General features: G+C 63.6%; 17 protein-coding genes. 8 read left to right on the forward strand and 9 right to left on the reverse strand.

The window, feature by feature from the left end:
• The first annotated feature begins 45 nt into the window (after positions 1 to 45).
• From RhoBH5_RS11405 to RhoBH5_RS11415, 3 genes are read left to right on the forward strand one after another with little or no spacing between them, the layout of a single operon-like run.
• The gene (locus RhoBH5_RS11405) at positions 46 to 1,233 is read left to right on the forward strand and encodes a CaiB/BaiF CoA transferase family protein (protein WP_003946016.1); all 1,188 of its coding nucleotides are present in this window, start codon (positions 46 to 48) and stop codon (positions 1,231 to 1,233) included.
• Between the two features lie 43 nt (positions 1,234 to 1,276).
• Positions 1,277 to 1,936, forward strand: coding sequence for a TetR/AcrR family transcriptional regulator (locus tag RhoBH5_RS11410; RefSeq protein WP_003946066.1), 660 nt, complete (start codon positions 1,277 to 1,279; stop codon positions 1,934 to 1,936).
• Complete coding sequence (locus RhoBH5_RS11415) at positions 1,933 to 2,592, forward strand: enoyl-CoA hydratase-related protein (RefSeq protein WP_007735215.1); 660 nt, start codon at positions 1,933 to 1,935, stop codon at positions 2,590 to 2,592. Before RhoBH5_RS11410 ends, RhoBH5_RS11415 begins: the two co-directional genes overlap by 4 nt.
• On the opposite strand, the gene RhoBH5_RS11420 is transcribed toward RhoBH5_RS11415, so the two are convergent.
• Positions 2,560 to 3,255, reverse strand: coding sequence for a hypothetical protein (locus RhoBH5_RS11420; RefSeq protein WP_231917423.1), 696 nt, complete (start codon positions 3,253 to 3,255; stop codon positions 2,560 to 2,562). The genes RhoBH5_RS11415 and RhoBH5_RS11420 overlap by 33 nt on opposite strands.
• On the opposite strand from RhoBH5_RS11420, the gene RhoBH5_RS11425 reads away from it, so the two are divergent.
• Complete coding sequence (locus RhoBH5_RS11425) at positions 3,221 to 3,952, forward strand: MBL fold metallo-hydrolase (protein ID WP_003946042.1); 732 nt, start codon at positions 3,221 to 3,223, stop codon at positions 3,950 to 3,952. The genes RhoBH5_RS11420 and RhoBH5_RS11425 overlap by 35 nt on opposite strands.
• Here RhoBH5_RS11425 and RhoBH5_RS11430 read toward each other — a convergent pair.
• Entirely contained in the window at positions 3,944 to 5,335 is a 1,392-nt protein-coding gene (locus RhoBH5_RS11430) for an amidase (RefSeq protein WP_064075500.1), read from the reverse strand. The genes RhoBH5_RS11425 and RhoBH5_RS11430 overlap by 9 nt on opposite strands.
• A gap of 150 nt (positions 5,336 to 5,485) precedes the next feature.
• Positions 5,486 to 5,797: an ArsR/SmtB family transcription factor gene (locus RhoBH5_RS11435; protein WP_007735219.1), complete on the reverse strand. Its 312-nt coding sequence runs from the start codon at positions 5,795 to 5,797 to the stop codon at positions 5,486 to 5,488.
• A 91-nt stretch (positions 5,798 to 5,888) separates the two neighbouring features.
• Here RhoBH5_RS11435 and RhoBH5_RS11440 point away from each other — a divergent pair, with 91 nt between their 5' ends.
• Both RhoBH5_RS11440 and RhoBH5_RS11445 read left to right on the forward strand, forming a co-directional pair.
• Positions 5,889 to 6,947, forward strand: coding sequence for an SDR family oxidoreductase (locus RhoBH5_RS11440; protein WP_042926153.1), 1,059 nt, complete (start codon positions 5,889 to 5,891; stop codon positions 6,945 to 6,947).
• Positions 6,948 to 7,086: 139 nt separating this feature from the next.
• Positions 7,087 to 8,385: a T3SS (YopN, CesT) and YbjN peptide-binding chaperone 1 gene (locus RhoBH5_RS11445; RefSeq protein ID WP_003946055.1), complete on the forward strand. Its 1,299-nt coding sequence runs from the start codon at positions 7,087 to 7,089 to the stop codon at positions 8,383 to 8,385.
• A gap of 24 nt (positions 8,386 to 8,409) precedes the next feature.
• Here RhoBH5_RS11445 and RhoBH5_RS11450 read toward each other — a convergent pair whose 3' ends face one another.
• The 6 genes from RhoBH5_RS11450 to RhoBH5_RS11475 all read right to left on the reverse strand — a co-directional run bounded on the left by RhoBH5_RS11450 (position 8,410) and on the right by RhoBH5_RS11475 (position 15,506).
• The gene (locus RhoBH5_RS11450) at positions 8,410 to 10,599 is read right to left on the reverse strand and encodes a transglycosylase domain-containing protein (RefSeq protein WP_054187244.1); all 2,190 of its coding nucleotides are present in this window, start codon (positions 10,597 to 10,599) and stop codon (positions 8,410 to 8,412) included.
• A 112-nt stretch (positions 10,600 to 10,711) separates the two neighbouring features.
• Positions 10,712 to 10,921, reverse strand: a complete 210-nt coding sequence (locus RhoBH5_RS11455) for a hypothetical protein (RefSeq protein ID WP_019746112.1) — start codon at positions 10,919 to 10,921, stop codon at positions 10,712 to 10,714.
• Positions 10,922 to 10,943: 22 nt separating this feature from the next.
• Positions 10,944 to 11,780: a carbohydrate ABC transporter permease gene (locus tag RhoBH5_RS11460; RefSeq protein ID WP_003946046.1), complete on the reverse strand. Its 837-nt coding sequence runs from the start codon at positions 11,778 to 11,780 to the stop codon at positions 10,944 to 10,946.
• Positions 11,777 to 12,952, reverse strand: a complete 1,176-nt coding sequence (locus RhoBH5_RS11465; protein ID WP_007735224.1) for a carbohydrate ABC transporter permease — start codon at positions 12,950 to 12,952, stop codon at positions 11,777 to 11,779. The genes RhoBH5_RS11460 and RhoBH5_RS11465 overlap by 4 nt, the downstream gene beginning before the upstream one ends.
• Before the next feature lie 20 nt (positions 12,953 to 12,972).
• Entirely contained in the window at positions 12,973 to 14,262 is a 1,290-nt protein-coding gene (locus RhoBH5_RS11470; RefSeq protein ID WP_007735225.1) for an ABC transporter substrate-binding protein, read from the reverse strand.
• A gap of 170 nt (positions 14,263 to 14,432) precedes the next feature.
• The gene (locus RhoBH5_RS11475) at positions 14,433 to 15,506 is read right to left on the reverse strand and encodes an ABC transporter ATP-binding protein (RefSeq protein WP_003946073.1); all 1,074 of its coding nucleotides are present in this window, start codon (positions 15,504 to 15,506) and stop codon (positions 14,433 to 14,435) included.
• 114 nt (positions 15,507 to 15,620) lie between these two features.
• Here RhoBH5_RS11475 and RhoBH5_RS11480 point away from each other — a divergent pair, with 114 nt between their 5' ends.
• Together RhoBH5_RS11480 and RhoBH5_RS11485 are read left to right on the forward strand one after the other, a co-directional pair.
• Positions 15,621 to 16,445 carry a DUF2786 domain-containing protein gene (locus RhoBH5_RS11480; RefSeq protein WP_211921805.1) on the forward strand — a complete coding sequence of 275 codons (825 nt, stop codon included), beginning with the start codon at positions 15,621 to 15,623 and terminating at the stop codon, positions 16,443 to 16,445.
• A complete protein-coding gene (locus tag RhoBH5_RS11485) occupies positions 16,442 to 16,939 on the forward strand; it encodes a TIGR04338 family metallohydrolase (RefSeq protein ID WP_065351656.1) in 498 nt (165 codons plus the stop codon). Before RhoBH5_RS11480 ends, RhoBH5_RS11485 begins: the two co-directional genes overlap by 4 nt.
• Positions 16,940 to 16,985 lie beyond the last annotated feature (46 nt).

Below are 16,985 nucleotides of genomic sequence, written 5' to 3' on the forward strand. Positions count from 1 at the left end.
GATCGAGTGGGCGACGTTGCACACCACAGAACCGAGGTTTCTCCCATGGACCAATTGCTCAGCGGTATCAAAGTTCTCGACCTCACCCGTGCTCTCGCGGGGCCTCTGTGCACGTCGCTGCTCTCGGACTTCGGCGCCGACGTGGTCAAGGTCGAAACCCGTGGCTCCGGCGACAGTTCGCGTCAGTGGCCGCCGTTCGACGGCGATCGAAGCCTCTACTTCGCTTCCGTGAACCGCGGCAAACGGTCGATCGCCATCGACATGCGCAGTGACCGCGGGCGGAAACTGCTTCGCAGCCTGGCCCTCGACGCAGATGTGCTGGTCGAGAACTTCCGTCCGGGAGTACTGGCCGACATGGGGCTCGATCCCGACTCGCTCGAGCAGGAGAATCCAGGGCTCGTCGTGATGAGCATCAGTGGTTTCGGCCCGGTGGGCCCTGACCAGTTCGCGCCCGGACTCGATCAGGTGGCCCAGGGCATGTCCGGGCTGATGTCGGTCACCGGTGCCGGGGAACAGACCCCGATGCGGGTCGGTATCCCCATCATCGACACGGTCTCGGGCATCTACGCGGCACTGGGAATCACGGCGGCACTGGCTTCGCGCGGACGCGACGGTCGTGGGCACCGCGTGCAGACCTCGTTGCTGGAATCCGCGATCTCGATCATGACCTTCCAGGCGCAGGACTACCTGAGCACCGGGCGGGTTTCGACGCCGAACGGCAATACGCACCCGACGATCACGCCGTACGGCGCTTTCGACACTGCCGACTTCCCGATCAACATTGCCACCGGCTCGGACAAGCACTGGATCGCACTGTGCTCGGTACTCGGCGACCCCGAGCTCGCCTTCCGTACCGAATATGCGACGGGTAAAGAACGTTTGGCGCACCGAGACCAACTGACCAAAGAACTCGAGGACCTACTGACCACGAAGGGCGCGGCGCAATGGATCTCCGAGATCCGCGGTGCCGGAATTCCCTGCGGCCCCATCCATTCGATCGATCAGGTGTTCTCCGACCCTCAGGTCGAGGCATTGCAGATGGTCGAGCAGACCCAGAGCGCCGACGGAACGTCGATTCCCGTTGTCCGCGGACCGTTCTGGGTGGACGGCAAGACCCTTCCCGTCAGGAATGCGCCACCCATGACTCTCGGCGGTGACGCCGACGACGTACTCACCGACTTCGGCCTGCGCCCGGAGGAGATCGAGGATCTTCGCGCAAATTCGGTGATCTGACCGCACACTAGTAACAGAGCAGACGCTCTGTTACTGTGCGTTCATGCCTCGGCCACGCGTCCACGACCTCGACACCCTGCTCGACGCTGCCGAAAAACTTGCCGCCACTGCCGGGCCGAGCGCTGTCACGGTCCGGGCAGTCTCCGACGCCACCGGTGTATCCAACGGGGCGATCTATCACGCATTCGGCTCTCGCAGTGGACTGGTCGGTAGCGCGTGGCTGCGTGCTGCGCGACGATTTCTCGCGCTTCAACAATCGAGAGTGGACGACGCTCTCGCGGACCCGTCGCCGACTTCGGCGGTTTCCGCCGTCGTCGCGGCCGCCGAAGTTCCGGCTGTCTTCGCGCTCGACTACCCACAATCCGCGTTGCTGCTGTTGACGATCCAGCGCGACGAACTGCTCGGCACCGACGTCCCTGCCGACATCGCCGAGCAACTCACACAACTCGACCGGTCTCTGGTCGAGTTGTTCATCCGGTTGTCGACCGCGCTCTGGGGCCGCAAGGACGGCAGAGCCGTCGAGGCAATCGAGGCCTGTGTTGTCGGCCTGCCTACCGGACTGCTCATCCATCCCGCCAAACGCGCCGACGGTTGGCGAGTCCCCGACGCCGCAGCACGCGCGCGGTTGGATGCCGCCGTTCGAGCGGTTCTGCATCTCGACCCACCACTGCCCAAGCCACGCAACAGGAAAGGCCAATCATGACCGCAACTCTGCGCTTCGAAGACAAGATCGCCGTTCTCGATCTCGGCGAGGACGAGAATCGATTCTCGCCGGAGTGGCTCGATTCCGTCGACAAGCTACTCGACCAGGCTTTGAGCGAAAGCGCACATGCCCTGGTCACCACGGCGACGGGCAAGTTCTACTCCAACGGACTCGACCTCGACTGGCTGGGCGCGAACGGCGACAAGGCGAAGTGGTATGTGCAGCAGGTGCAGTCGCTGTTCGCTCGGATGCTGACGTTCCCGATGCCCACCGTCGCGGCGATCAACGGCCACGCCTTCGGAGCCGGCGCCATGCTCGGCATCGCGCACGATTACCGCGTCATGCGCGATGATCGCGGCTACTACTGCTTCCCGGAGGTGGACATCAACATCCCCTTCACCGAAGGAATGGCAGCTCTCATCCAGGCCAAACTCAGCCCGGCGTCGGCAATCGTCGCCATGACCACGGGGCGGCGATACGGCGGAAGTGACGCATTCGCAGCCGGTTTGGTGGACTTCACCGCATCCGTCGACGCTTTGACCGCCAAGGCCATCGAAATGGTTGCACCGATCGGCCCGAAGAATGCGGGCACACTGGGGGCAATCAAGTCGACGATGTTCGCTTCAGTGGTCACCGCTCTGAACACCGACGGCTAGAAGCGACGGACTGTGTTCTCGCAGAGCCGCTTCCAGATCGTCGGCAACACTTTCGGGATCGCGGCCTTCGGTGCTCAGAACCACGTCGACTCCACTGAGCGTCGGCATCGAATCGGCCAGCAGTTGTGACGCCTCCACCAACTCGTCCAACCCGGCCCAGCCGGCCGGTTCACGTTCGATAATTCTGGTACGCAACGTATCCGGATCGGCCTCGAGGCGTGCCAGCAGGTGCCCCTCGGCGCCGGTCGCGGCCAGCAGGGCGCGCCCGTAGTCGTCGTCTTCGACGGTCGCCGTGAGGAACAGGAGTTCGTACCCCGCGTCCCGGTACGACGCGGACAGCATCCCGACGTGTGAGATTGCCCGCTCGGTTCCCAGCGGCGGGTAGCATCGCTCGAGTTCGTCCACCTCGATCATCGCGTTGCTCACCCCGGCCTCGCCGAGTCGATCGTGAAGCGCGGTCAGCACGGAACTCTTCCCCGCGCCCGGCGGGCCTGTCAGCAGCAGTACGAACACGTCCTCCACTATTGCAGAGCCGTAAGCACGTCCAGAACCTTGTGCATGCGCGGGGCGGCGAGAAGGCTGGAGAAGACAGCTCGACATGTACAACAGGCCTGATCGGAGCACCGCGATGACCACCACGATCACCGAAATCGCGCCGGACATCTACCGACTGTCGACCTTCGTGGACGAAGCGAACCTCACGATGAACCAGTTTCTCGTCGACGGCGAGGAACCCTTGCTCTTCCACACCGGGCAGCGAGCGTTGTTCACCTCGGCTTCCGACGCACTCTCCACGCTGATCGACATCGACCGTCTGAAATGGATCACGTTCGGTCACGTCGAGGCCGACGAATGCGGGTCCATGAACTCCTGGCTTGCGGCGGCCCCCGAAGCGCAAGTTGCACACGGTGCGATGGGGTGCTTCGTCCAGGTCAACGATCTGGCCGATCGGGCGCCACTTCCCTTGCAGGACGGCGACGTACTCGAAACCGGCAGCCGCCGAGTCCGGCACATCGACACCCCACACGTCCCACACGGTTGGGACGCGGGCCTGATGTTCGAGGAGACGACGTCGACGCTGTTCTGCGGAGACCTCTTCACCGCGTTCGGGCACCACCCCGCGACCACCGAGCACGAAATCGTCGGTCCCGCTTTGGAAGCCGAGGACTTGGGCCACGCCACCTGCCTCACCCCGGATCTCGAACCCACGATCCGCGCCCTGGCCGACCTCGAGCCGCGGATTCTGGCTACCATGCATGCACCGACGTACTACGGCGACTGCGTCACCACGCTTCACGACCTGGCCGACTCGTACGCAACACGTTTCGCAGCCGAAACCGAAAGATGGAAGTCAGACTAGAGCTTGCGCATTCGACGTGATTCGCGCCGCCACGGACAGCGCAACATGCTCGTGGAACGGCCGGGCCACCACTTGCACTCCGACCGGTAAACCGTTGCGGGAGAGTCCTACCGGAACCACGACCGACGGAAGGCCGAGCACACTGATCGCCCGGCAACTCGCGAGCGCGTCCATCCACGTGAGTTTGCGACCGCCCACCTCGAAGCTCTCCACACCGAGCGGCGGAGCGAGCACCGACGCAACCGGCAGAATCAGGACGTCGCCCATCTCGTCGAGGAATTCGGCGATCAACATCGCACGATCCGCCCACAGCGCTTCCACCTCGGCGGAACTGCGATCACGGCCTGCCGCAAGCATGGCGGTGATGTCCGCGTCGAAAGAGTGCGCTGAACCTGCGGCGAGAGAGTGGATGTCCGCGTGGGTCTCGACCGATCGCAACGCGCCGAAAAGCGCGTTGGCCCGCGGCAGAGCCAGACCGTCGTACTCGCTCGCGTCCAGGCTGATCGCCACCGTCCGAACCGCTGACCGGATTTCTTCGTCGACGGGAATCGTTCCCTCGCCGGTGGCCCAGCGGATGTCGAGGTCATCGACGTCGACCGAATCAGGCTCGCTCCACGAGAAATGCGGCATCGACAGGACGCGCAACGCAAGCGCCGCATCACCGAGGTTGCGGGCCAGTGGGCCGATGGTCTGGATCGTGCCGTGCATCGTCGCAGGGTTGGCGAGTACCCGTCCATCCGAAAGCACGCCTGGATACTGACCTTCCGGATCGACACGTCCGAGCGTCGGGCGAACCGAAGTGAGGCCGGTGCAGTGGGCGGGCCAACGCACCGAGCCACCAAAATCCGTACCGAGTCCGAGCACGCTCATTCCGGCAGCAACCGACGCGGACTCGCCGCCACTCGACCCGCCGGGGGACCGGACGACGCCGTCCGGTCGCACCGGACTGGCCGTGGTTCCGAACAGTTCGTTTCGAGTCAGGCCGCACGCGCCGAATTCCGGGGTGTTGGTCTTGCCGATCAGAATCGCACCGGCAGCCTTGAATGCCGCGACGGCCGGGGCGTCGACGGCCGGGACGTTGTCCGCCAGAGTGCGAGAACCGGCAGTGGTGCGCACGCCGGCAGTGGCGATCAGGTCCTTGACCGTGAACGGAACCCCGGCAAGGGGGCCGAGTGTCTCACCGAGAAGGCGTCGTTCGTCCAGGGCATCCGCGGCCGTGCGAGCCTCCTCGGCGCACACGGTGACCAGTGCGTTGAGTTCGTCATTGCATTCGTCGACCCGTGCGAGGTGGTCTTCGACGATGGTCCGCGCCGACGCCTGACCCGACCGCACGGCCTCGGCGATGGATCGGGCATCACGGCCCACCCAGCTCTCACGACTCATCGCACGCCTCTCCTTGCCAGTACCCTCTGCCGAGCGTAAGGACAACGAGCAACCCGAGAAACGACCACAATGCACATACCGACGGCGCCGGCGATGTGAGGTTTTGCCACAACGTTGGCGGCCCCGGAGGGATCGGTCAGGTGCTGGTACCTACAAACCCTGCCTGATGAATGCTGCAAGCTTCTCGATCTGTTGCTCGTTTCGCTTGTAATGCCGCCACTGACCGATTCGTGTGGTGGTCACCAGATCCGCGGCCTGGAGTGCGGCCATGTACTGAGACGCCGTCGATTGCGACACCTTCGCCCTCGCTTGAATGTGCTTGAGGCACACTCCGACCTCCTCAGCAGGCTCGAGCTGAGGGGGAAAGCTCCCGGGGTCTTTCAACCACTGCAGGATTTGCACACGCATCGGGTTGGCCAGCGCCTTGAACGCCGTTTCCCACTCGGTTGTTGCGTCTTCCATGTTCGTGAGCATACCGCTAGATCGCGAAATGCCGATATGTGTGGTTCACTCCCTATATCGCAACATCGCGATATACCAATGGGAGGCTGAAATGGTGCAGCACGACAAAGTGGCACTCGTGGTCGGAGCCCGAGGCGTGATCGGTGGGAACTTGATCGATCACCTCGAGTCGACCGGAGAATGGAAGATCATCGGACTCTCGCGGCGAGGCGGTACGGACACCGACCGGGTCGAACACATCGCAGTCGACCTGCTCGATCCTTACCGGACTGCAGCGGCACTGAGCGGACTGGGCGACGTCACTCACGTCTTCTACGCCGCCTATCAAGACCGCCCGACATGGGCCGAGCTGGTTCCGCCCAACTTGGCGATGCTGGTCAACACTCTCGACGCCATCGAGCCCGTTGCGGGCGGACTCGAGCACGTCAGCCTGATGCAGGGCTACAAGGTTTACGGGGCACACCTCGGACCGTTCAAAACTCCGGCCCGCGAGAGCGATCCACCGCACATGCCACCCGAGTTCAACGTCGACCAACAGCAGTTCCTCGAACGTCGGCAGCTCGGCAAGTCGTGGACATGGTCGGCGATCAGACCCTCGGTCGTCTCCGGATTCGCACTGGGTAACCCGATGAACCTCGCGATGGTCATCGCCGTCTACGCGACCATCTCGAAGAAACTGGGTGTCCCACTCCGATTCCCCGGCAAACCCGGCGCGTACACCAGCTTGATCGAGATGACCGACGCCGGACTCCTGGCCGAAGCGACGGTCTGGGCCGCGACCAACCCCGAGTGCGCAAATCAGGCGTTCAACATCAACAACGGCGACCTGTTCCGCTGGCAGGAGATGTGGCCGAAGATCGCAGCCTTCTTCGACATGGACGTCGCACCTCCGCTCCCGATGTCCCTCGATGTCGCAATGGCGGACAAGGAGTCGGTGTGGGATGAACTCGTCGAGGAACACCAACTTGCTCGGACCCCGTATTCCGATGTCTCGTCCTGGGGGTTCGGTGACTTCGTATTCGGATGGGACTACGACTTTTTCGCTGACGGATCGAAAGCTCGGCGGTTCGGATTTCACCGCCACGTCGACACCGAAGCGATGTTCCTCGACATCTTCGCCAATCTGCAGGCTCGGAAGATAATCCCCTGACTGAAACACGGTCACTCGGATCCTACGAACACTGTCACTGTCGGACCCCACGACTAACGTCGTAGGCGGGGTTTGAAAAGCAGGGGTTTCGGCGAGTCGTCGGTAGGGCCCCATGCGCCCCCGGACCAGAGGAGCGACGATGTCGGACAATACTTTCGATCTGGAAATCCTGAGTGCCTGGACTACTTTCGAGACTCATCTCGCTCGCTACATCTCCGTGATGGAGGACGACGACACCCTCGTGGTGGAGTCGCATTACGACAGCATGGACGAACTGGCCGACGCACCCGCGTGCATCCAGTTCTTCGCGTGGAACCAGACCTCCGTGCGCTGTGAAGTTCCTTCCAACAGGTTTCTGCATCCACTGCGGATGCTCGAACCGGAAGACCATTCAGCGCTGCTCGACATGGGGTTCAACGCTCCCGATCTGTGCGAGCACGAACCCGAGGGCAATGGGTCCATGTCCTTCTACATCGACGTCGACCGCGCTCGTCCCGAGGAACTGGTGACAAAGGTGTTGCGCGTATTCCGCGAAATGTGGAGCATTGCGCACCCGTCGTTCCTGCGTGCCAGCACCAGTGGGCGCGAGTCGACGCCGGCGTTCGCCACGACGCCGTCTCACGCTCCCTCGGGTTCGGGCGACATGCTGCGGATCCTGGTCGACGGGGCCGTCGAGCGCCTTCTCGGTCATCCGCCCAAGCGTGACGACGACGGCGATATCCCGCTGGTCCGCGGTGAGCAGGTCACCTATGTTCGTGTCCTCGAGGACGACGAGTACGTAGAGGTGTTCTCGCGGGTCGTGCATTCGGTGGAGAACCTCGAGAACGCTGCTGTAATTCTTGCTCAGCTCAATCGGCAATGGCCGACCATCAAGCTCATTCTCGTCGAGCAGAGTGTGCTGGGCGTGGTCCGCGTGGACGGCGCACCCTTCGTCGCCGAGCACCTGCTGCGGGCTCTGCGCTCGTTCGCCGAACTGGCCGAAGCATCCGACGAACTCGCCGAAGAACTGGGCGGGCAACCCATCCGCGCAACCGGAGACACCGCCTTCAACGACGGCATGGCCTCCGAGCACGAAGATCCCGGTGCCGAATACGAGTCACACGAGTGCCACGAATTTCCGCCGGCTCTCATGGCGCTCCTCGAACTCGACGCAGACGGAACGGGCGAGCTCAGCGCCGAAGAGGTTGCCGTGATCTGTGAGCACGACCGCGACACCATTCTCGACTACCTGCGGATCAGCCAGGAGCAGGAGACTGCCTGGCACGAGGCGTTGACCGAGTCCATCCGCCGCAAGGACGACGACACCGACCTGTGTGCGGGCGAAAAGCGCGCGTGGACGCACGCGATCCGCAACCTCAGGCGCGGACTGCGCGTCGTCGTACTGCCCGCCAAGGATGCAGCGCCCACCCAACTCGGTCTCTTCGACGATCAGGCCTGAGAACCGGAAATCGGGCGCTGCTTGTCAGCCCGGTAGTGGGATGACGATGCCCGGCAGGATCTCGATCTGACGCGGCAACTGGGGGAGCGGCGGTACTTCGATCGGCGGTAGGCCGGGCACCTCGATGGGCGCCGGGGGAGCGACCGCGCCCGTCGTGGGCGTGCCCGTCCCGTCCCCCGAGGTCACGCCGGAGTTCGCGGGAACGCCGGCCTGCCCGCCGATGGGGTCCGGCCACGGAAAGCTCTCCCAGTCGGATCCCTTCAGCGCGCCGTCCATCGTGCTCTTCCAGATGTCCGCAGGCACTCCGGAGCCGTAGATCAAACCACCGTAGGAGTTGGTGATGGCCTGAGCGTCGGAAGTTCCGATCCACACCGCGGTGGACAGCGACGGCGTGTAACCGACCATCCACGCATCCTTGTTCTGCCCCGTGTCACCCAACTGCGCGGTGCCGGTCTTGGCAGCAGACGGGCGTCCACCGGCAAGCGCGTGACCGTTCGAGTACGACGCGATCGGGAGCATTGCCTGCGTGACGTTGTCGGCAACGGCAGCATCGAGACGACGCTCACCGGGAGAGACCGGGCGATCGAGCAGGACTTCACCTTCGGCCGTCACGACCTTCCGGATGAAGTGCGGCTGCTGGTACACACCGGAATTGGCGAGCGTCGCGTAAGCGGACGCCATGTCGATAACGCGAGACTGATACTGGCCGAGCACGATTCCGTTCTCCGGCGGACCACCCTCCTGTGTGAGCGTCGGGTAGTCGAGTCCGGGAATGTGCTCGGGGATGCCGGCCAGGTGGGCGGCGTCGGCGATCTTCTGGGGACCGTTCTCCATCGAGAGCATCAACCGGTAGAAGCTGGTGTTCAGCGAACGCTTGAGTGCCTCGGCGATGGTGCATCGACCACAGGATTCGCCGCCGACGTTTCCGATGGTCACGCCGTTGATCGTGAGCGGTGAACTGTCGAACCGTGCGGACAGCGGAATGTCTTCCATCAATGCTGCGACCAGACCGAAGACCTTGAACGCTGAACCGGTCTGCAGCGGCGCCTGGGCGTAGTCGAAGCCGGCTCCGTCGTCACCGCCGTAATAGGCGTCGACGCCACCGGTCTTGGGGTCGATGGACACTACTGCGGTCCGCAGGTCTTCCGGCTCGCCCTCGAGATTCCGCCTGACGGCGTTCAGCGCAGCTTCCTGCGCAACCGGGTCGATGGTCGTCGTGATCTGCAGACCAGCGGTGTTCAGCGTCTGATCGCTGATACCGGCCTCGGCCAGTTCCTTGAGTACCTGGGTCTTGATGTGGCCTTCGGGTCCTGGCGCCTGGTTCAGATCGGTCGGCCGATTGGCGGGGGCGACGGCCGGGAACTGCATCGCGTCGCGATCCGTCTTGGTCAGGCTGCCCAGTTCCACCATGCCGTTGAGAACGTAGTCCCAGCGCGCTTGCAGCGCGGACAGATTGGTCTCGGGGTCCAGGAACGACGGGCTCTGGATGACGGACGCGAGAACTGCGCCTTCCTCGACGCTCAGCTCACTGACCGGCTTGTCGAAGTACGCGTTCGACGCGGCGGCGATGCCGTACGCACCGCGACCGAAGTAGATGGTGTTGAGATACGCGGCAAGAATGTCGTCCTTGGACCATTCGCGCGCCATCTTGGCGGAGATGACGAGCTCACGCAGCTTCCTGTCGATACTGCGCTTGTCACCGACCAAGACGTTCTTCACGTATTGCTGAGTGATCGTCGAGCCACCGCCGGCACTTTCCTTGCCCATCACGTTGTCGCGGGCAGCGCGAGCAAATCCGGAGATCGAGAACCCGGGGTTGGTGTAGAAGTTACGATCCTCCGCCGAGAGCACCGAATCGCGGACGTGAATCGGGATGGCCGACAACGCGACCTCGGTCCGGTTTCCCTCCGGCGGCACTACCTTGCCGAGCACGGTCGTGCCGTCGGCCATGTAGATGGTGGACACCTGATTGGTCTGCATGTCAGAGGGGCGCGGGACGTCGGTCCGGCTGTACGCGACAGCAAAAACCGACGCGGGCACGATGACCATCAGGAGCACGAGCACGTAGATGGTCCGCCGGACGTACCGCCACTTCGAGCGCTGCTTTTTCGCGGGCTTGGCCGACTTGTTCGACCGGGGCGAATTAGCCGACTTGCCCGATCGAGCCGACGACTGATCGCCACCCGTCGCACTCGATCTGTTCGATGGACTCACTCAACACTCCCGGTCGTGGATCCGGACTTACCGGCACCATTCCACCAGGGTGATATCTCGATCAGATAACTCCCGGCAACTGCGATACCGAAATGTCACCCTACCGGGCTGGCTACTCGCGACGTTCTGCTCGGACCGCGTTCCGATATCCGCGGAACGCGAGCCCGAGAGCGACGACGCAACCGAGCAGCACCAAAGACGGCATCACGCCGGGGTCTCCCTTGACGATCGCGACCACAGCGCCGATCAACGCCATGAGGGCGAAGACCGAGATGAAGCCGGCAATCAGCTCCATACGCTGGGCGCGCGAAGCCCGCCTCATCGAAACCGTGCGCAAGCGCGCATCACGACTTGACGCCGCCTGCGGTCAGACCGGCGATGATGCGTCGCTGGAAGATGAGAACCATGATGACCAGCGGGACCATCACGAGGGTTCCGCCGGCCATGATCGAGGTGTACGGCGTGACGAATGGGTCCGTTCCGGAGAACTTGGCCATCGCCACGGTGACGGGTGCGGTCTTGTCACTCGAGAGTTGGAGCGAGAGCAGGTACTCGTTGACCGTTGCGATGAAGGCGAGGATCGCGGTGGTGAACAGTGCCGGCGCGGCGAGCGGAAGCATGATCAGACGGAAGGCCTGGCCACGGGTGGCGCCGTCAATACGCGCCGCCTCTTCGAGCTCCCACGGAAGCTCGGAGAAGAACGACGTCAGCGTATAGACCGTCAGCGGCAGCACGAACGAGATGTTCGGGATGATCAGCGCTTTGTAGCTGCCGATCCAGCCGATGTCGGTGAACAACTGGAACAGCGGGGTCACGAGGGCGACGACCGGAAACATGGACGCGCCGAGGATGATTCCGGTGACGAAGTATTTGCCACGGAAATCGAAACGCGAGAGCGCGTACGCCGTGAACACGCCGATGACCAAGGCGATCAGCGTGGTCGCGCCCGCGATGATGAGGCTGTTCATCAGTGCACGGGTGAAGTTCACCTTGGCATCGGGATCGAGCGCCGCGGTGAAGTTGGACAGAGTGAGATTGGTGGGCCACAGCGACGTCGAGAACGTGTCCGCGGGGTCGCGCAGCGCCGTCACGATCATCCAGTAGCAGGGAGCGAGTCCCCACACGATGATCAGTACGACGCCGATGTAGGTGCCGATCTTGCCGCGTAGTGCCTTGTTCATACCGGCTCCCCCTTCCGCTGCTTTTCCTGCGTGCTGACCGCATTGGCTCCGAGGAATCGGACCAGGATGAAGGCCACAGCGAAGATGATGAGGAACGTGATGGTGGACAGTGCCGACGCCGAATTGGCGCCGACGCGCATCTGATCGACCACCAGAACCGAGATGGTGGAGGTGGCGGGATTGGATCCCATCATGATCGCGGGCAGGTCGTACATGCGCAGCGCGTCCATCGTGCGGAAGAGCACCGCCACCATGAGTGCGGGCTTGACCAGCGGAAGCGTGATCATGCGGAACCGCTGCCACGCCGTCGCACCGTCGACCTTGGCGGCCTCGTAGACGTCGGCGGGAATCATCTGAAGACCCGCGAGGATCAGCAACGCCATGAACGGCGCGGTCTTCCAGACGTCGGCGACGACGATCGCGAATCGCGCCGGCCAGGGGTCCGCCGTCCACAGGATGTTGGTGCCGAGGATCTTGTTGGCAATGCCGTCGTTGGCGAAGATGAAGAACCAGAGCTTCGCGGTGACGGCGGTGGGGATGGCCCAGGGAATCAGCACGGAAGCGCGGAGCAAACCGCGTCCGCGGAACGTCTTGGCCATGATCAACGCCATCGACAGACCGATCACCGTCTCGAGCAGGACGGTGACGACGGTGAAGCCGAACGTATTTCCGATCGACTGCCAGAACTGCGATCCGAGTGTGCCGGGCGGGCAGGGAATCGAGCCGTTGGCGGTGTTGCAGGACTGGGTGATCCAGTTCTTGTAGTTGTCGAACCACGTGAACTGACCGGTGACGAACATGCCGGTCTCGGGATCGAGCTTCTTGCCGTCGCTGTGCATCGACATCCAGATCGCTCGTCCGAGCGGATACAGAATGATGACGGCGAGAACGATCAGCGACGGTGCGACGAACGCCCACACCGGAACTCGTCGACGCTTCTTCGGCTTGTCGGCCGACGCAGGCGGGGGCGAGGTCGGCGGGGGTGGAGTAGCTGCAAGGTCAGGCAGAACCTTGGTCAGGGATGTCCCTGCTGCCTCGGATGCCGACGGCTCTTCTAGCGGTTCCGGTGCACGGTGTCTCCCACCAACGCCCGAACGGTCGGGACCGGTTGAACCGGCCCCGACCGTGGGGTTGGTAGGCACAGCCGCGGAAGGATCCTGCGGTTCTGCCATTGCTTATTGCTCCTGGTAGATCAGTTACCGGCGGTTTCGATGCCGGCCTTGGTGTCCGCCAAGGCCTGCTCGACGGTCTTCTCGCCGCGAATAGCAGCGTAGGTGTTGTCGGAGATCGACTTCGACACCTGCGTGTAGTACGGCGTGACGGGGCGCGGCTGAGCGGTGGCGAGTGCTTCCTTCAGGGTCGCGAAGTACGGGAACTGAGCGAGCACTGCCGGATCGTCGTAGACAGCCGAGAGGACGGGTGCGCCGCCGACCTCGGTGAAGTACGTCTGCGACTTCTTGGTCTGCATGAACTCGAGGAAGTCACGAGCCGTGGCGGGTGCGTCCGAGTACGCGCTGATGCCGACGTTGTAGCCGCCGACGGTCGAAGCGCCCGGTCCGTCGACACCCGGAAGAACGGTGTAGCCGTACTTGCCGGCAACCGAGGTCTTCTCACCGTCGACCGAGAAGCCGGACCACGTGCGCATGAAGAGTGCCTTGCCGTCGCCGAACGCGGTCTGCGACTCGCCCTCGGAGTAGGTCAGCGCTTCCTGCGGGATCGTGTTGTCGGCGAAGTTGTCGACGATCGACTGAACGCCTGCCTTCGTCTTGTCGTCGATGGCCGGGGTGAGTCCGTCCGGGCCGACCCACGGTCCGTCGAAGGCGTTGGTGATCTCGGTGGTGTTGACCGTCAGGCCCTCGTAGTTCTTGAACTGACCGATGTAGCAGGAGATGCCGGCTTCGACAGCCTTCGGGCAGTTTTCCTTGAGCTCGGCCCACGTGGTGGGGGCCTTCTCGACGAGGTCCTTGCGGTAGTACAGGAACGCTGCGTTGGTGTTCTTCGGCGCTGCGTAGAGCTTGCCGTTGTAGGTGCCCGAAGCGACGGTCGACGGCAGGAGGCCGGACTCGTCGATCGCGAGGTCACCCTCGAGCGGCAGCAGCCAACCGTTTGCGGCGAACTGGGCGGTGTTGACGACGTCGACGCCGATGAGGTCGTACTCGTCGCTCTTGGCCTGCATGCGCTGGGTGATGTCGTCGACCTGCGCGTTGGCTTCCTTCGCCAGCGGCTTGAGCGTGACCTTCTCGTCCGGATGCTCGGCATTCCAGTCGGAGATGATGTTTTCGAGCGCCTCGTTCAGGGCATCCTGCCCCTCGACGATCGTGATGGGTCCGCGGCCTTCGCTCGAGGACGATCCCCCGGATGCGGCCGTGGTGCTGGTTCCGCTGTCCTTGTCCGAATCGGACGAACAGCCTGCCAGTACCAGCATGGACGCTGCCGTGGCTGCAATTGCAGCGCGGCGCATCGCCTTCGAGTTCAGAACCATGGATTCGCTCCCCGTATGTGTATGACAAATAGACGGTCACCGAGAGCCTGCTCACGGCATGCGCCATGAGTGCCGGCTCCCGGCATCGGCCCCTACTGTGGCACGAGACACCCCTACTTGTGGGTATTACGCCGAACCTGAATCGGTCATGTGTCGTTTGACAGGTCCACCTAACCCAGGCGACGCCCGTCGGTGGTGGCAAAAATGTGCACCTTCTCGGGGTCGACGCGCAGGTTGACGCGCTCGCCCTTCTGCGGCGGATTGCGCCAGTCACCACGCGAGACGATCTGCTGCAACCGTCCGCCGATCGTGGTCCGGCCGTAGACGTAGGCGTCCGAGCCCAGTTCCTCGACGACGTCGACCTCCATCGGCAGGCCTTCGGCTGCGATCTCGAGGTGCTCGGGGCGAATACCCAGAACAACCTCGGTTTCGACGACGCCGTTCATCGTCTCGCGCGGAACCGGAACGATCCCGTCACCGAATGCGACGCCGCCGTCGACGACGGGGAGGGTGAAGAGGTTCATCGCGGGTGAACCCATGAAGCCGGCGACGAAAACGTTCTTCGGCTTGTTGTACAGCTCGCGCGGCGAGGCGCACTGCTGCAGGATTCCCTTTTCGAGGACGGCGACGCGGTCACCCATCGTCATGGCCTCGACCTGGTCGTGGGTCACGTAAACCATCGTCGTCGCGAGGCGTCGTTGCAGCTGAGCGATCTGCGTACGTGTCTGCACACGGAGTTTTGCGTCGAGGTTCGAGAGCGGCTCGTCCATCAGGAAGACCTGCGGCTGGCGAACGATGGCGCGGCCCATCGCCACTCGCTGACGCTGGCCACCGGACAGCGCCTTGGGCTTGCGATCGAGGTACGGCTCGAGATCGAGCATCTTCGCGACCTCTTCGACGCGGGCGCGGATCTCCGTCTTGTTGGTTCCGGCGAGCTTGAGCGCAAAACCCATGTTCTCGGCCACCGACATGTGCGGGTACAGCGCGTAGTTCTGGAAGACCATCGCGATGTCGCGCTCTTTCGGCTCCTGACCGGTGACGTCGCGGTCGCCGATGAGGATGCGTCCACTGTGGACGTCTTCGAGCCCGGCGAGCATGCGCAGGGTGGTCGACTTTCCGCAGCCGGAGGGTCCGACGAGGACGAGGAACTCGCCGTCCTCGATCTCGAGGTCGAGCTTGTCCACTGCCGGAGTGTTCGATCCGGGGAACAGGCAGGTGGTGCTCTCGAAAGTCACTGAAGCCATGACGGGGTTGATCCCTTCTACCGGCAGGAACGTGCCGGACGATCCAAGTCGAGGGTGAGCGTGTGCGCTAGCAGCATAAACGTCCGTGTCGGCGCGCGAGCGTAGTCTTTCACGGTGAGTTCGGAGAAGATGCTGACCCGCATCGGTGCGCTGCTTCGCCAAGCGGAGTCCACCGACAATCCACACGAAGGTGAAGCCTTCATGGCTGCCGCTCAGCGGTTGGCCACCAGTTCCGCGATCGACCTGGCGGTCGCGCGTGCGCACACCGCGTCTTCGGAAAAGCGTGCGACGCCCACTCAACGGCTCATCACCATCGGCGAACCGGGCAAGCGCGGACTGCGAACGTACGCCCAGTTGTTCATCGCCATCGCCGCTGCCAACGACGTGCAATGCGACATCGCGCAGACGTCGGCCGTCATCTACGCCTACGGCTTCGCCGGCGACATCGACGTGTGCGAGGCCCTGTATTCGAGCCTGCTCTTCCAGATGGTGCGCGACTCCGATGCCTACGTGCGTTCCGGGGCGTACCGAGGCGAAACGTCCGTGCGGACCGTCGTCGAAACTCGTGGACGACGACGCGTCAGCACGCAGGTCCGCAAGCCGGTGGCCGGAGTGACGGCACGCCTGAACTTCCAGATGGCGTACGCGTCCCGCATCGGCGCTCGGTTGGCCGGGACGAAGCAGGAGACGGAGAAGACCGCGATCGCAGAATCTGCCACGTCGTCTTCCGAAACCGCACTCGTGCTGCGTAACAAGGAAATCGAGCTGAAGGACTACTACTCGTCCAACTCCAAAGCGCGTGGGACGTGGCGGGGCGGCGGCCGCGCAAGCGCCGGGCATTCCTCGCATGCTCGACGAGCGGGTGATCGGGCGGCGCGCTCCGCACGTCTGGGAAACCTTCCGGAGATCGGCGGGGTGCGCGGGCAGCTCGACTCGTGAGGGATACGCAGCGGAGCGCCGTTTACGAGGCAGAGACGTTGGTACGCACCATGTTCGATCGCGCCGACCAGCGCGGACTTCGGAGCGTCGAAGTCATGGGTTCCACCATCACCTTGCCGGTCGAGCGCAAATTCGGTTCCGTGGAGTCGGTCCAGGCGTACTGCGATCAGCTACTCGGGCTGAATTGGGTACGGGAGACCTGGACTCGCGCAACCATTCCGGTGTCCGTACGCTCCCGCGCCGGCAATGCCGCCGCTCACTACTCGAACGACGTCATCGCCGTCCCGGACGACCGTGACGGCCGGTGGGCGCTACGCGAATTCGTTGTCTTGCACGAACTTGCGCACCACCTCGGCGACCCCACTTCCGACGAGGCCTCCCACGGGCCCGAGTTCGTCGACCGCTATACGAGCCTGGTCGGCGAGATCATCGGACCCGAGGCGACCTTCGTTCTTCGAGCGATGTTTCTTGCCGGTGGTGTTCGAACGGACTAGATGTCAGCCCTCGGTGAACCGGGTGGTGTGCGAACCGGTCGGCTGG

Origin of the sequence: Rhodococcus sp. BH5 (assembly GCF_027583855.1) — a bacterium.
Lineage (GTDB): Bacteria > Actinomycetota > Actinomycetes > Mycobacteriales > Mycobacteriaceae > Rhodococcus_F > Rhodococcus_F qingshengii.